Source organism: Castellaniella sp., from assembly GCF_047971665.1.
In the GTDB taxonomy this organism is placed as follows: domain Bacteria; phylum Pseudomonadota; class Gammaproteobacteria; order Burkholderiales; family Burkholderiaceae_B; genus Castellaniella.
Map to the genome: position 1 here is coordinate 91,029 of NZ_JBKEAA010000018.1, position 15,158 is coordinate 106,186.

Sequence of the window (15,158 nt, forward strand, 5' to 3'; positions counted from 1 at the left end):
CATGAATGACGGAAAAGAAGAGCGACGGACCTTGCTGCTGGTGGATGATGAGCCGGTCAATTTGCAGGTGTTGCGGCACGGCCTGCAGGCGCAATACCGCCTGTTGTTTGCCAAGGATGGCCCGACGGCGCTGGCGGTGGCGCAAAGAGAGCGGCCGGATCTGATTCTGCTCGACGTCATGCTGCCGGGCATGTCGGGTCATGAGGTCTGCGAGACACTCAAGCGCGGCAGCGACACCCACGCGATTCCGGTGATCTACGTGACGGCATTGGGACAGGCGGAGGATGAACTCAGAGGTCTGGAGCTGGGGGCGGTGGATTACATCGCCAAGCCGTTTGATCTGTCGGTGGTGCGGGCCCGCATTCGCACACACTTGTCCCTGGTGCGCGCCGAGGAGCTGCTGGAAACCAGTCTGCGGCTTGTCCGCGCACTGGGCGCGGCCGCTGAATACCGCGACAACGGCACCGGCCGGCATGTCGTGCGCATGAGTCATTACTCCTGGCGGCTGGCGTGCGAGGCAGGGTATAGCGAGGATGCGGCCCGTGAACTGCAGAACGCGGCCGTCATGCACGATGTGGGCAAGATCGGCATTCCCGACGCGGTGCTGCTCAAGCCCGGCAGACTGGATGCGATGGAGCAGACCATCATGCGCCGGCATGCCGAGATCGGTGCCCGGATCATCGGCGAGCATTCGTCCAGCCTGCTGTCTCTGGCTGCCGAGATCGCTTTGCGCCATCATGAGAAATGGGATGGAAGCGGTTATCCCGATGGCCTGGCGGGCGAAGCGATTCCGCGTGCCGCGCGCGTCATCGCGGTGGTCGATGTATTCGATGCCCTGACCAGTTCGCGGCCCTACAAACCCGCCTGGTCGGTCGAGGAGGCCGTGGCGCACATCCGTCAGGAAAGCGGCCGCCATTTCGATCCGGCGTTGGTCGATGCTTTCCTGCGCTGCCTGCCGGACATCCTGGAATTTCGCGCCCGCTGGTCGGATGAGCCTGAGGCATCGGCATCGGACGCGATGCCCTGACTGTCCGGATCGCACGGGGCTCATGGATCGGTCGGTGGCGTGTGTGACGAAAAAGCTGCGTTCATGAGGCGGCGCATGAACATACAATCAGCGGGTGCCTGATGTTTCTGTTCAGGTGTTTGTCATGTCCGCTTCATCTCGGGTCGGATCAGTGTTCTGCGCGGAGAGTTTGCAATGCGATTCATGGTCAGAGGGTGGTTTTGTCTTTGCCTGCTCCTGTTGTCGTCTATGCTGGTCCTGGCGGATGCGGCCGAGGCTCCTGACGCAGCCTCCGCAGCGACCCTGAAGGTCGCCAATCGGACGATCATCGTCCTTCGCAATACCTTTTTGGGAGAAACCCCGGATGCCCGGGTCCGGCGCGCCGCCGTCGTGATCAACGAGGTGCTCGACAGCACGGAAGACGCCGTGGTCGCCATCGAACCCATACAGACCAGTTATCTCGTGCTGGTGGGCGGCAAGCGGGCCTTCATCGTATCGCCCAAGGATATCGGTCCCGACGATGACAGCGCCAGGACAGCGGCCGAACATGCGGCGGCCAACCTGCGCGTCGTCGTGATGGAGAATCATCAGGCCAGGAACCCCCGTTTTCTGCTGATCGCCGCCGGGTATGCCCTGGCGGCCACGGTGATCTATGCCTTGCTGCTGCGCGGGATCGCGATGTTGCGGCGCAAGCTGATCAGTCTCCTGCCCGGGCTGGTCCGCAATCACTCCGTCCGCATCCGGGTCAAGGGCGCCGCAATCTTCGAGATCAGCACCGTTTTTCCGATCCTGAAGCGACTGCTGTGGTGGTTCTACTGGCTGCTGGCGCTGCTGTTTACCTACGAATGGCTCAGTTTCGTCCTGCAGCAGTTTCCCTATACCCGGCCGTGGGGCGAAAGCCTGAATGGCTATCTGGTCCACATTGCGACGTATCTGTTCAACGGCATCATCGACTCCATCCCGGGGCTGGCGATTGCCCTGAGCATTTTCCTGCTGGCCCAGGGGATCAGTTCGTTCTCGCAGAATCTGATGGCGCGTCTGGCCGCCTCCGGACACATCGGCTGGCTCAACAGCGATACGCTTTCCCAGACCAACCGCTTGCTGGCGCTTGCGGTCTGGCTGTTCGCGCTCGCCATGGCGTATCCCTACCTGCCGGGCGCGGACACCGAGGCGTTCAAGGGGCTGTCCGTGCTCATTGGCCTGATGGTCTCGCTGGGAGCGTCGAGCATGGTCGGGCAGGCGGCCGCCGGGTTGATTCTGACGTATACCCGGACGCTGCGCGTCGGCGAGTACGTCAAGATCGGCGCGGAAGAAGGCACCGTGACCGAGATGGGCATGTTCACGACGAGCGTGCGGACCGGGCTGGGCGAGGTGCTGACGATTCCGAACACCATGGTCACGGGGTCGGTGACGCGGAATTACTCGCGGGTGGTGGCGGGGACTGGCTGTATCGTGGATACAGTGGTCACCATTGGCTACGATACGCCGTGGCGGCAGGTCGAGGCGATGCTCATCGAGGCGGCCGGCCGAACCGCAGGCATCACGCAGGATCCGCGCCCCCGGGTGTTCCAGACGGCGCTGTCCGATTTCTATCCCGAGTACCGGCTGGTGGCGTATGCCCTGTCGGAGCAGCCCACCTCCCGCGCCGAACTGCTGACGGCCCTGCATGCCAATATCCAGGACGTGTTCAACGAGTACGGCGTCCAGATCATGTCGCCGCATTATGTCTTCGATCCCAAGGACGAAAAAAAGGTGGCGCTCCAGGACTGGTACCGGCCGCCCGCCCGTCGGGACTGAGTCTCAGCCCCGGAGGGGAATCGACGTCTCGAATTTGCCTCGCCCGGTGACGAAGAAACTGCGGACATTGCGAATGCGGGTGTCGCCCGTCAGTCGTCGCAATGCCAGGGCCTGGTAGGCCGCCATGTCGGCCACCTGGGCCACCAGCACGAAATCCGGGCCGCTGCTGACGCGGTAGCACTGCTGGATCGCGGCGTCGCGGATCAGATCGGCTTCGATGGCATCCACCTGCGCGGCCGACTGGCCATCCAGGGTGACTTCGATGATGACCGTCAGGGCGAGCCCCAGCCGGGCGGGATCCAGCAGCGCGACCTGACGCTGGATCAGGCCGGTCTGCTTCAGTTTGCGGACACGGCGCAGGCAGGTGGGCGGTGAGGCATGCACCCGGGCGGCCAGCTCCAGGTTGCTCAGGGCGCAGTCCTGCTGCAATTGATCCAGGATGCGCCGATCCAGGTCGTCCAGTGCGGTTCGCGGCGGGGTGTCGGGCATGGGATCTGTCAAAGGAGATGAAATTTAATTTCACTCTATTTTATCAATGAAATATAAATTCATTATATGGATAAAAAAGAAATCAAATTTCTTTCTTGCCAGCACACAATAACGACCTGAGCGAGGGGCGCGGGTCCCATCGCATGCGTCGTTCAAACTCGGGAGTTCTCTCATGTGCGGTATCGTTGGCGCGGTGGCGCGTCGCAACATTGTCCCCGTTCTCCTCGAAGGTCTGCGCCGTCTGGAATACCGGGGCTATGATTCCTGCGGCGTGGCCGTGCATACAGGCACCGGCCTGCAACGGGTGCGCAGCACGCAGCGGGTGGCTGAACTGGCGGCGCAAGTGGCGCAGGATGGCGTCCAGGGCCTGACCGGCATCGCCCACACTCGATGGGCCACGCACGGTGCGCCGCTGACGCACAACGCGCACCCGCATTTCTCCGGTCTGGATCAGGTCGCGCCGCGCATCGCGCTGGTGCACAACGGCATCATCGAGAACCACGACGCCCTGCGCGCCGAGCTGCAGGCGGCCGGCTATGTCTTCCAGAGCCAGACGGATACCGAGGTCGTCGCCCACCTGGTCGATCACCTCTACGATGGCGACCTGTATGCCGCCGTCCAGCAGGCCGTGCGCCGTCTGGAAGGCGCCTATGCCATTGCCGTGTTCTGCGCCGAGGAGCCGCACCGCGTGGTCGGCGCGCGCCAGGGTTCGCCGCTGGTCGTCGGCTGTGGCGCCGACGGCAACTATCTCGCCTCCGACGCGCTGGCGCTGGCCGGCACCACCGATCAGATCATGTATCTGGAAGACGGTGACGTGGTGGACCTGCAACTGGCCCGCGTCTGGGTGACGGACGTCCAGGGCAAGGCCGTGGAGCGGGCCGTGCATACGGTTCAGGTCCATACCGGCGAGGCCGAGCTGGGCCCCTACCGGCATTTCATGCAAAAGGAAATATTCGAGCAGCCGCGCGCGGTGGGCGATACCCTGCAGGACATCGACGCCATCATGCCGGAGCTGTTCGGTGACGGCGCGCACGCCATGTTCCAGGCCATCGACCGTGTGCTGGTGCTGGCCTGCGGCACCAGCTACTACGCCGGCCTGACGGCGCGCTACTGGATCGAATCCCTGGCCGGCATTCCCGTCAATGTGGAGATCGCCAGCGAATACCGTTATCGCACCAGCGTGCCTGATCCTCGGACCCTGGTGGTGACCATTTCCCAGTCCGGCGAGACCGCCGATACCCTGGCGGCGTTGAAGCACGCGCGCAGCCTGGGCATGGACCAGACCCTGACCATCTGCAATGTGGCGATCAGCGCCATGGTGCGCGAATGCAAGCTGGCCTTCATCACCCGCGCCGGGGTGGAAATCGGGGTGGCCTCAACCAAGGCGTTCACCACCCAGCTGACGGCCCTGTATCTGCTGACGCTGACGCTGGCCCAGGCGCGCGGCCGCCTGGACGCCGTCGCCGAGGAACAGGCCGTGAAATCATTGCGCCACCTGCCGGCCGCCGTATCTGCCGTGCTGGCGCTGGAGCCGCAGATCATTGCCTGGGCCGAACGCTTCGCCAGCAAGGAAAACGCCCTGTTCCTGGGGCGCGGCATGCATTATCCGATCGCCCTGGAGGGCGCGCTGAAGCTCAAGGAAATCAGCTACATCCACGCCGAGGCCTACCCCGCCGGGGAACTCAAGCACGGTCCGCTGGCCCTGGTGACCGATGCCATGCCCGTGATCACCATCGCGCCGCACGACGAATTGCTCGAAAAGCTCAAGTCCAACATGCAGGAGGTCCGCGCCCGTGGCGGCGAACTCTATGTGTTTGCCGATGCGGATTCGCAGATCACCAGCGCCGAAGGCATGCACGTCATCCGCATGCCCGAACACTACGGCAAGCTGTCGCCGATCCTGCACACGGTGCCGCTGCAGCTGCTGGCCTATCACACGGCCTGCGCCCGGGGCACGGACGTGGACAAGCCGCGCAATCTGGCCAAGAGCGTGACGGTCGAGTGAGGGGTGCAGGCCGCCTGGATGCAATCGCGGCGAGCGTGCCGCCGAGGCCCCGGCTACCGGGCGAATGCCGCGCGGAACCGCCACAACAGCGCCAGGCAGATCCCGGCGGGCACCAGCAGGGTGGCATAGGCAAAGCCGTAACTGCCGGTCATGGCGGCCACGGCGCCGAAGATCGGCGGCCCGACGACCACCCCCAGGAAAGTCATGGACAGTGTACCGGCGGTCGCCATGCTGGCCTGATTGCCGGGTGCCTGCCGGGCGACTTCGGCCAGATACACGCCGTTCCAGCCGATGGCGCTGCCGCCGAACAGGCAGAGCACCACCAGAACCGCGAGATTCGAATCGATCATCCTCAGCAGGGGCGTGACCAGCGCGCAGAGCGCGATCAGCAGCGACAGCCCCATCAGGGTGTGGACCGCGCCCAGATAATGATCGGACACATAGCCCCAGAGCAGGCGCCCGCCGACCCCCGCTGCCTGGGACACGGCCAGCACGAATCCGGCGGCGACCAGTTCCATGCTCAGGTCCTGGTGCAGGAACGTCACCAGGTACGAGGTCAGTGAGAGCTGCGTGATCGAGAACAGAAAGGACACTCCGGCCAGCACGGCCAGGCTGCGCTGGCTGAAGACCAGCCTCAGCGGCCCGGTCAGCCCCGCGCCGGCCGACAGCCTGCGCGCGGAGTCGCGGTCGACGTCCAGGGGCGCGCGCAAAGGCTGGATCGCCAGCGCGCAGCAGAGATTGGCGGTCGCCACGGCCAGGAACGCCGCCTGCCAGCCAGTCCACTGGGCCAGACCGGGCACGATCAGACCGGCCAGCACTCCGCCCAGCGGCACCCCCGTCTGCTTGACCGAAAAGACGAAGGACATGCGGTGGGCGGGCGTGGTGCGTGCCAGCAGATGCGAGCTGGCGGGCGTGATGGGCCCATAGCCCAGGCCGACCAGCAACGCGCCGGCGGCCATCGCAGGGATGGCTTCGATGGCGCACAGCGCCAGTCCCAGCGCGCACACGCACAGGCCGGCCTGACTGGTGCGAACGGCGCCGAAACGCCGCGTCGCTGAACCCGACAGCAGGCTGGAGACCATGGCGCCGACGTAGGCGATGGCGACATAGGTGCCGACATAGGCTGCCGGGATGCCCAGCAGGTCGGAGATGAGCGGCGCGATCGCCGGCAGCGTCAGCAGCGACATCGACACCAGCGACTGGATGGTCAGCGTGGCCGCGAGCGTGATCGCGGAGGATTCGATCGGTGAATCGGGGACAGAGGACATCGTCAGGATTGGGGCGCGGGGACCTATAGCTTACTGCCCGGGCGATGCCCCGTGACGCGCGCGCATGCTCAGGCGCCTGCCGGCAGGAAAGCGCCGATGGCCGGCATGTCGGCCAGGTGCCAGACCCGGTCGATCAGGGCATCGATGTCTCGCGCGGACACCGCATCCTGGTATCGGCCGAGCCGCCGGACCTTGTCCTCGATCTCGGCGCGGCTCAGGGTGTTGTCCGGGTCGCCCTTCGGGGTATCCACCCGGCCCTCGAGGGTCTGACCCTGGCGCGTGGTGACGGTGACCCTGCCGATCCAGCGCGCGGGATAGGCTGTGTCGACCTCGGCGTCCAACCGCATTGCGACGCGCGGCAGGAAGGCGCGGATATCCGGATCGGACAGGGCGGCGTCGAATTCCTGCAGGCCAGCCCGCCGGTGCTTGGCGATCAGTCCGAGCACGGTGCCCATGGAGAATTTCGACTGATGCACCGTCGCGGGTTCGAGCACCGGGCCCAGCACGTCGATGGCTCCCTGATGGACGTGTGTCGTCACGGACTGGATGTCGTCGATCGACAGGCCGTGCTGCTGGACGACCGCGAGCAGGGCATCGGCGGCCGGGTGCGTGTGGCGACAGGAGGCATGATATTTGAAAGAAGTCTCCAGCAGGGCCCAGCGTGTGCCCAGGCCATCCGTCAGCCGGGCGGGGTCGGCATCGCGCGACATGCCGGCTGCCATTCCCTGGGGACCTTCGAGAATGCGGGCGGCGCCCGTGAATCCGTCGCGAGCCAGCCAGGCGGCCATCAGTCCGTTGGCGGCCGCCTGGGCCGTGTGCAGCTGTTTCGAGTCGGCGCCGTCGCGCAGGAATTCCCACAGGCCGGCGGCCTGCGTGCCGGCCGATCCCAGCGCGTGCCGCATGCGCTGGGCATCCAGGCCCAGCAGCTTGCCGGTGGCCATGGCGGCCGCCAGGGTGCCGGCCGTGCCTGTCGTATGAAAGACCGTGTAGTGCGACCGCCCCAGGAATTCGCCGATGCGGATCCCGGCCTCATAGCCGGCGACCATGGCCGTCAGCAGCGCCTTGCCGGACGCGCCGAGGGTCTGGGCCGTGGCAATCGCGGGCGGGACGACCACGGCGCCCGGATGGAAGACGGAACCATTGTGCACATCGTCCTGTTCCACCATGTGCGCGGCCGCCGCGTTGCTCAGGGCGGCAAATACCGGACTGGTTCCCTGGCGCAGGACCATGTTCTCGGCGGGGCCGCCAGCGGGGCCCATGGTCCGCGCATAGCGCGCCAGGGACTGGACCGCCCGGCCGCTGGCGCCGGCCATGATCGATCCCAGGCAGTCCAGCAGCAGGTCTTCAGCACGGCGCAGGACGGGCGCGGGAATGTCGTCGTATTGCAGGTCCGCCACGAATCTGGACAGGAGGTCGCTGGGGTGGGTCATGATGTTCCTGATCAAAGCTGGCCAAGCCGCTGAGCCTGGCGTCGGAGAGGGTCGGGTCGTGAGCATTACTGTGCTTGATCGGTACGGGGTTTGCCTATTATTGTTTGCTTAAGACGGACTTTATAAATGCAAAGGATGACCGTGCCATGGCGTTGCGCTTTGACCTGACCGACATGCAGTTGATGGTGAATGTGGCCGGCGCCATGAGCCTGACCAAGGGGGCCGAACGCACTTTCCTGTCCGTGCCGGCGGCCAGCAACCGGGTCAAGAGCCTCGAAGAGCACCTGGGCACCGAATTGCTGTATCGCGGCAGCCAGGGGGTCACCCTGACGCCTTCGGGCGAGGTGTTCGTCCGCCATGCCCGCACGGTGCTGCGGCAGCTCGAACATCTGCGGGGCGACATGCAGGAATATGCGCAGGGGGTCAAGGGCCGTGTCCGGGTGTATGCCAACACGACGGCCATGAACGAGTTCATCCCGGCGCTGCTGGGCCGTTATCTGGTGTCGCATCCCGACGTCAATGTCGAACTGCGGGAGCGGCTCAGCTACCAGGTGGTGCACGCGGTCGCTGAGGGCGTGGCCGACATCGGCATCACCGCCCAGGGCAGCGGTGGCGTCGGAGTGCGCTATCTGCCGTACCGCACCGACCGTCTGGTGCTGGTGACGTGCGAGGATCACCCGCTGACCCGGATGGCCTCGAGCGGATTCGAAGAGGCGCTCGAATACGATCTCATCAGCCTGTTCGAATCCAGCGCCATTCATTCGTTTCTGCTCAAGGCCGCCGAGGATCTGGGGCGTGTGCTGCGCTTCCGGATCGAGGTGGGCAATTTCGAGGCGGCCTGCCGCCTGATCGCGGCAAAGGTCGGTATCGGCGTGATCCCCGCGTCGGCGGCCTATCGCTATGCGCGCGGCATTCCCATCCGCATCGTGCCGCTCGAGGACGACTGGTCCCTGAGGGATCTGCACATCTGCGTGCGCGACTCGGAGGCGCTGCCCGCCTTTGCCCGTGAGCTGGTCGATCTGCTGGTGGCCGATGCGGCCGCAGCCGAGGATCCCACGGCCCGAGGGGCAGGAGACGCCGGCGCGCCGGCTTGAGGCGTCCGCTGCAAAACGCGCTGTTTGGCAAAACAAAATTGTCAGCGGCCGCCCGCTCCTTCATGCTGAATGCTCCTGTCCGGGCGCTGTTCCGGACCGCACTTTTGGAGCCGAAGACCGCGCATGAACGAGACCACTGCCCGATACCAGGACATTCGAGACGCCATCCGGGGCTTGTGCGCGCAATTCGGCGATGCGTATTTCCGGCGAGTGGACGAACAGCGCGGCTATCCGGCGGAATTCGTCGACGCACTGACCCGGGCCGGCTGGCTGTCGGCACTGATTCCCGAGGCCTATGGCGGCTCCGGCCTGGGGCTGACCGAGGCTTCCGTGATCATGGAGGAGATCAACCGGGCGGGCGGCAATTCGGGCGCCTGCCACGGCCAGATGTACAACATGGGCACGGTGCTGCGGCATGGTTCCGAGGCCCAGAAGAACGCCTGGTTGCCAGGGATCGCCAGCGGGGAATTGCGGCTGCAGTCCATGGCGGTGACTGAACCGACGACCGGCACGGACACCACCCGGATCAAGACCGCGGCCGTGAAAAAAGACGGACGTTATGTGGTCAATGGTCAGAAGGTCTGGATTTCCCGTATCCAGCACTCCGACCTGATGGTGCTGCTGGCGCGCACTACGCCCCTGGATCAGGTGCGCAAGAAATCCGAGGGCATGTCGATCTTCATGGTGGATCTGCGCCACGCCATCGGCAACGGCCTGACGGTGCGCCCGATCCTGAACATGGTCAATCACGAGACCAACGAGCTGTTTTTCGAGAATCTGGAAATCCCCGAGGAAAACCTGATTGGCGAGGAAGGCAAGGGATTCAAGTACATCCTGGACGGCCTGAATGCCGAACGGACCCTGATCGCCGCCGAATGCATCGGCGATGGCTATTGGTTCGTGGACCGCGCTTGCCGATACGTTGGCGACCGGGTCGTGTTCGACCGTCCGATCGGCCAGAACCAGGGCGTGCAGTTTCCCATCGCCCGGGCCTACGTCAACGTCGAGGCCGCGAGTCTGATGCGCTACCAGGCCTGTGCGCTGTTCGATCAGCGCCAGGACTGCGGCGCGCAGGCGAACATGGCCAAGCTGCTGGCGGCCGACGCCTCCTGGGAGGCGGCCAATGCCTGCCTGCAGGCGTATGGCGGGTTCGGGTTCGCGTGCGAATACGATATCGAGCGCAAGTTCCGGGAAACACGCCTGTATCAGGTGGCCCCCATTTCGACCAATCTGATTTTGTCGTATGTCGGCCAGCATGTGCTGGGCATGCCGCGTTCGTTCTGAGGGGGACCGTCATGCTGCCGCTTCAAGGCATCACCGTCATCACGCTGGAACACGCCATCGCTGCGCCGTTCTGCACCCGCCAGCTGGCGGATCTGGGCGCGCGCGTCATCAAGATCGAAAGGCCGGGGAGCGGTGATTTCGCGCGCGACTATGACGAGCGCGTGCGCGGCCTGTCGTCTCATTTCGTCTGGGTGAACCGGTCCAAGGAAAGCCTGGCGCTGGATATCAAGGCGTTCGCTTCCGCCGAAGTCATGGACCGGCTGCTGGAAAAGGCGGACGTGCTGGTGCAGAATCTGGCGCCGGGCGCCGCCGCCCGCCTGGGCTTGTCCTACGAGGCGCTGTGCGGGCGTTATCCAGGACTGATCGTCTGTGATATTTCCGGCTATGGCAACGATGGCCCCTATCGGGACAAGAAGGCCTACGATCTGCTGATCCAGAGCGAGTCCGGCTTCCTGTCGGTGACGGGTTCGGACGACGAGCCGGCCAAGGCGGGCTGTTCGATCGCCGACATCGCGGCCGGCATGTATGCCTATACGAACATCCTGGCGGCGCTGATCGAGCGCGGCCGCACGGGCCAGGGCCAGCACATCGATGTCTCCATGCTCGAGAGCATGACCGAGTGGATGTCCTTTCCGCTGTACTACAGTTTTGAGGGCGCTGCGCCGCCGCCCCGTGCCGGCGCCTCGCATGCTTCCATCTATCCCTATGGGCCTTTTACTGCCGGTGACGGCAGGACTGTGATCCTGGGGCTGCAAAACGAGCGCGAATGGCAGGTGTTCTGCGAGCGGGTGCTGGAGCAGCCGGCACTGGCGGCCGATCCGCGTTTCTCGACCAACTCGCGCCGGTCGCAGGCGCGGGCCGAGCTGCGTGCGCTGATTCATGAGGTCTTTGCCGCGCTGACTGCAGAAGAGGTCGTGGCCCGTCTGGATGCCGCCCGGATCGCCAATGCGCGGATGAACAGCATGGCCGATTTGTGGGCTCATCCGCAGTTGCGCGCACGCCACCGCTGGGTCGACATCCAGAGCCCCGCGGGGCGGTTACCCGCGCTGCTGCCGCCCGGCAGGGCGAGCGCGGCCCAGGCCGCCATGGGAGATGTGCCGGCGTTGGGCGAGCACACGCAAGCCATTTTGGTGGAACTCGGCCTGGCCGGCGGAGGATCTGTGCCGGCCGGACCCGATGGTGTCGATCAGGCGGACGGAGGGGGTCAGGCCGATGGAGAGGATCATGACCGTGCATGATCCTGCGGCCTGGATCGGCCGTACCGAGACCTGTCTCGATGCGCTGGACGCCGGCCATGCCGGGCGGGTGGCCTTGAGCCTGGGCGCCGGGATCGGACAGCCTTTCGAATACCTGCCCCCGCTGTGGCATTGGGCCTTTTTTATCGAAGGCCAGCCCTATTCCCGGCTGGGTGAGGATGGGCATCCCCGGCGGGGCGGGTTCCTGCCGCCGGCGGCGGACCGGAACCGCATGTGGGCGGGCGGCCGGCTGGAATTTCATCGTCCGTTGCGGATCGGACAACCGGCGCAGCGGCGCTCCCGGATCGCGGCGGTCAAAGAGAAAACCGGCCGCACGGGAAGCCTGTTGTTCGTGACGGTCGAGCATCATTATTTCCAGCACGAGGCATTGTGTCTCGCCGAGGAGCAGGACATTGTCTACCGTGAGCCTTCGCCCCCCGTCCTGACAGGGACGCAGCCGGCGCCCGCCGCGCAATGGTCGGAGACCGTGACGCCTGGTCCGGTCATGCTGTTCCGCTATTCCGCGGTGACGTTCAATGGTCATCGCATCCATTACGATGCGCCCTATGCCCGGGACGAGGAAGGCTATCCCGGCCTGGTGGTGCATGGCCCGATGATCGCCACCCTGATGGTGCATGCGTTCCTGCGGGCGCACCCGGGGGCCCGGGTGCGGTCTCTGGCCTATCGAAGCGTGCGCCCGTTGATCGCGCCCAACTCCTTTCAGGTCTGCGGCTGTCTTCAGTCGGATCGCGAGGCCGATCTGTGGGCGCAGCAGGAGGGGACGCTGGCGCATCGAGCCAGTCTGTTTTTCGAGAGATGAATCAGGGGCTGGCCGGCGCGCTGGCCATCATGACGACCCGGCGCGCCTGCTCCGGACGGTGTTCAGCCAGTCCGCGATCGGCATGGGGTGGGCCAGCAGATAGCCCTGCATCGCGTCGCAGCCATGGCGGGCCAGGAAGTCGGCCTGTGGCTCGTTTTCCACGCCTTCGGCAACGACCCAGAAATCCAGCTGGCTGGCCATGGCCAGGATCAGCCGGGCGATGGCGATGCTGTCGGGATCGTCGGGCAGGTTCCGGATCAGGCTCTCGTCGATCTTCAGTTCGGAGATCGGCAGGCGCATCAGGCTGGACAGATTGGAATAGCCGGTGCCGAAATCGTCGACGGAAAAACGGATGCCCAGGTGGTTGAGTTCGCGCATGCGTCGCGCCGTGACCTCCACGTCCTGGATCCAGATGCCTTCGGTGATTTCGAAGATCAGCCGGTTGCCCGGCGCGCCGGTGCGTTTCAGCAGGTTGCGCACGGTTTCGCCGAATCCGGGGTCCATCAGGACCTTGGGGCTGAGGTTGATCGAAAGCGGATAGATTTCTCCCAGGCCCTGCAGTTCGAGCAGGGCCTGGCAGGCCACGTCCAGCGACCAGGCGGTCAGGTGGTTGATGAGGCTGGTGGCCTCGGCCAGGGGCACGAACAGGGCGGGCGGAATCGGCCCCCGGTCGGGATGCGTCCAGCGCACCAGCAGTTCCATGCCTGTCATCCGGCCATCGCGGGCATACTGAGGCTGGCTGTACATGACCAGTTGGCGGGTGTTCAAGGCCATCGTCAGGTCCTTTTCCATCCACAGGCGCTGTTCGAGCTCGGTCTGCAGCGTGAAGTCGTAGAGGACGATCTGGTTGCCGCCCCGGTGTTTGGCGCGCTGCATGGCCAGATCCGCCTCTTGGATGACATCGCCGACGGTGGTGCTGCCGATCCGCAGCATGACCAGACCGATGCTGGCGGTCACGACGCTGGTCTGCCTGCCGAGCGCCATCGGCGTGGAGAACAGGGCGAGCCGGAGTCTTTCGGCAATCCGCAGCGCTTCATGTGTGCCGGCGCTGGGGTCTGTATCCAGCTGGGTGAGCAGCACCATGAACTCGTCGCCGCTGATGCGTGAGACCCTGTCCCGCTCGGGGGTGTGCGCCCGCAGGCGACGGGCCACTTCTCGAAGTATCTGGTCGCCGATGGCATGACCATGGCTGTCGTTGATTTTCTTGAAACCATCGAGATCCAGGACCAGCACCGCGCTGCATCCCTTTTCGGGCTGCGTGCCGAGCAGCAGCTGTTTGAGCTGGTCCTGCAGCAGGATGCGGTTGGGCAGATCGGTCAGCGGATCGTGGGAGGCGTGGTGGTGGGCGAGATCCCTGGCCTGGTCGAGAGCGGTGATGTCCGTCCGCAGGGTGCAGAACATGCGTTCCGCGTCGACCCGGGCCGGCAGGGCGGTTTTGAACACATGGAACGTGTGGGTCCGCCCTGTCCGGGCAGACACCCGCTGTTCCCGGGTCACGAGGGTTTTGCCGCGCATCAGCGCCGGGAGGTCGGCCTCGGTGATGCCGTGGGTTTCAATTGAAGGGGATATCCGGCTCAGGTCGGGCGCGGGTCGGGGCGGCGAGACCGGCAGGCCAAAGAAATCACGGTATGGCGAATTGGCGTATCGGCCATGCCGGTCGCGGTCCTCGATGCAGATCAGATCGCTGGTGCGATCGAGCACGGTGGCCAGGTGGCGTCCCGCCGTTTGCATGCGCCGTATCCGGCGGCGTGACTGGCTGTACACGAGTCCGGCGGTGATCAGGGCCAGCAGGGCGGTCAGGGAGGCGGCGATCACAAATTGCGTCCCGTATCGATGCATGACCGATTCGACGGAACGGACCCCGGGGCTGTTCCAGCGCGACAGGATGCGGTAATAAATGGATTCCGGATCGGCCTTCCAGGTGCTCAGATAGTGATCGATCATTTGCAGCACGTCGGCGTGGCGACCCTTGGGCGCGGCAAAGTAGAGTCCCGATGGCAGGAAGATGATGGGTGTGGCTTCGAGGTGATATTTTTCGGAGGCGCTGCTGCCGGAAATGAAGTCGGCGGCGACGGCGTCCGCCTGGCCGGCCTGTACCAGCTGAAAGCCTTCGTTGAGCGTATCGGACGGGATGAGCCGGGCCCGGGCGCCGAGGCTGCGCAGCAACGTCTCCAGGTACCGGTATTGGATCGAACCGGACAGTATGGTCACACGCTGTCCGTTCAGATCCTCGATGGTGCGGATATTGGTGTCCGGGCGGGCGTAGACCTGGGTCCAGGTCTGCAGGACCGGTGTCTGATTGTAGGACAGAAAGGCCATGCGGTCGGGCGTCAGCGCGACGGCGGGCAGCAGGTCGATTTCGCCCGCCTGCAGCTTGCGCATGCAGTCCGGCCACTCACAGGGTTCGGTCGTCAGGGTCCAGTCTTCCTGGCGCGCGATCTCGGACAGGAGATCGCCCATCACGCCGTCGGGCTGGCCGTCGGGCGCGATCGATGTCACAGAACCGAGGTCGCTGATGCCGACCGTCAGTGTCGTGGCCAGGGACGGCTGTGGCGAGAGGCTGATCGATCCCAGGAAAAAGGACAGGCAGACACACGCGCGGATCGAATGGAGGGCAGCTTTCATCGGCGTTTCCAGTGGGTCAGTGCCGATCGGCTTCGTTTCATTATAGGATGGAGCCATGGGGCGGAGAAACGGCGCGCGTGGATCGCGACAGTTGATCCGCGCGGA

11 protein-coding genes are annotated in these 15,158 nt (G+C 65.1%); 7 read left to right on the forward strand and 4 right to left on the reverse strand.

The genetic code is table 11. The features are described 5' to 3' along the window. The first annotated feature begins 1 nt into the window (after window position 1). Window positions 2-1,027 carry an HD domain-containing phosphohydrolase gene (locus ACK5JE_RS07160; RefSeq protein WP_416801003.1) on the forward strand — a complete coding sequence of 342 codons (1,026 nt, stop codon included), beginning with the start codon at window positions 2-4 and terminating at the stop codon, window positions 1,025-1,027. A 228-nt stretch (window positions 1,028-1,255) separates the two neighbouring features. Beyond that, window positions 1,256-2,803 carry a mechanosensitive ion channel family protein gene (locus ACK5JE_RS07165; RefSeq protein ID WP_416801004.1) on the forward strand — a complete coding sequence of 516 codons (1,548 nt, stop codon included), beginning with the start codon at window positions 1,256-1,258 and terminating at the stop codon, window positions 2,801-2,803. A 3-nt stretch (window positions 2,804-2,806) separates the two neighbouring features. Here ACK5JE_RS07165 and ACK5JE_RS07170 read toward each other — a convergent pair whose 3' ends face one another. Then, the gene (locus ACK5JE_RS07170) at window positions 2,807-3,292 is read right to left on the reverse strand and encodes an Lrp/AsnC family transcriptional regulator (RefSeq protein WP_416801005.1); all 486 of its coding nucleotides are present in this window, start codon (window positions 3,290-3,292) and stop codon (window positions 2,807-2,809) included. 172 nt (window positions 3,293-3,464) lie between these two features. On the opposite strand from ACK5JE_RS07170, the gene glmS reads away from it, so the two are divergent. Further along, the gene (gene glmS / locus ACK5JE_RS07175; RefSeq protein ID WP_416801006.1) at window positions 3,465-5,297 is read left to right on the forward strand and encodes a glutamine--fructose-6-phosphate transaminase (isomerizing); all 1,833 of its coding nucleotides are present in this window, start codon (window positions 3,465-3,467) and stop codon (window positions 5,295-5,297) included. Between the two features lie 53 nt (window positions 5,298-5,350). On the opposite strand, the gene ACK5JE_RS07180 is transcribed toward glmS, so the two are convergent. Beyond that, window positions 5,351-6,565 (reverse strand): MFS transporter, encoded by a 1,215-nt coding sequence (locus ACK5JE_RS07180; protein ID WP_416801007.1) that lies wholly within the window; start codon window positions 6,563-6,565, stop codon window positions 5,351-5,353. Between the two features lie 68 nt (window positions 6,566-6,633). Further along, window positions 6,634-7,995 (reverse strand): MmgE/PrpD family protein, encoded by a 1,362-nt coding sequence (locus ACK5JE_RS07185; RefSeq protein WP_416801008.1) that lies wholly within the window; start codon window positions 7,993-7,995, stop codon window positions 6,634-6,636. A 146-nt stretch (window positions 7,996-8,141) separates the two neighbouring features. On the opposite strand from ACK5JE_RS07185, the gene ACK5JE_RS07190 reads away from it, so the two are divergent. The 4 genes from ACK5JE_RS07190 (at window position 8,142) to ACK5JE_RS07205 (ending at window position 12,428) form a co-directional block, all read left to right on the forward strand. After that, a complete protein-coding gene (locus tag ACK5JE_RS07190) occupies window positions 8,142-9,089 on the forward strand; it encodes a LysR substrate-binding domain-containing protein (protein ID WP_416801009.1) in 948 nt (315 codons plus the stop codon). A 123-nt stretch (window positions 9,090-9,212) separates the two neighbouring features. Beyond that, window positions 9,213-10,373 carry an acyl-CoA dehydrogenase family protein gene (locus ACK5JE_RS07195; RefSeq protein ID WP_416801010.1) on the forward strand — a complete coding sequence of 387 codons (1,161 nt, stop codon included), beginning with the start codon at window positions 9,213-9,215 and terminating at the stop codon, window positions 10,371-10,373. An 11-nt stretch (window positions 10,374-10,384) separates the two neighbouring features. Next, window positions 10,385-11,611: a CaiB/BaiF CoA transferase family protein gene (locus ACK5JE_RS07200; protein ID WP_416801011.1), complete on the forward strand. Its 1,227-nt coding sequence runs from the start codon at window positions 10,385-10,387 to the stop codon at window positions 11,609-11,611. Further along, entirely contained in the window at window positions 11,598-12,428 is an 831-nt protein-coding gene (locus ACK5JE_RS07205) for an FAS1-like dehydratase domain-containing protein (RefSeq protein WP_416801012.1), read from the forward strand. Before ACK5JE_RS07200 ends, ACK5JE_RS07205 begins: the two co-directional genes overlap by 14 nt. A gap of 27 nt (window positions 12,429-12,455) precedes the next feature. On the opposite strand, the gene ACK5JE_RS07210 is transcribed toward ACK5JE_RS07205, so the two are convergent. Further along, complete coding sequence (locus ACK5JE_RS07210) at window positions 12,456-15,053, reverse strand: EAL domain-containing protein (protein ID WP_416801013.1); 2,598 nt, start codon at window positions 15,051-15,053, stop codon at window positions 12,456-12,458. Between the last annotated feature and the right edge of the window lie 105 nt (window positions 15,054-15,158).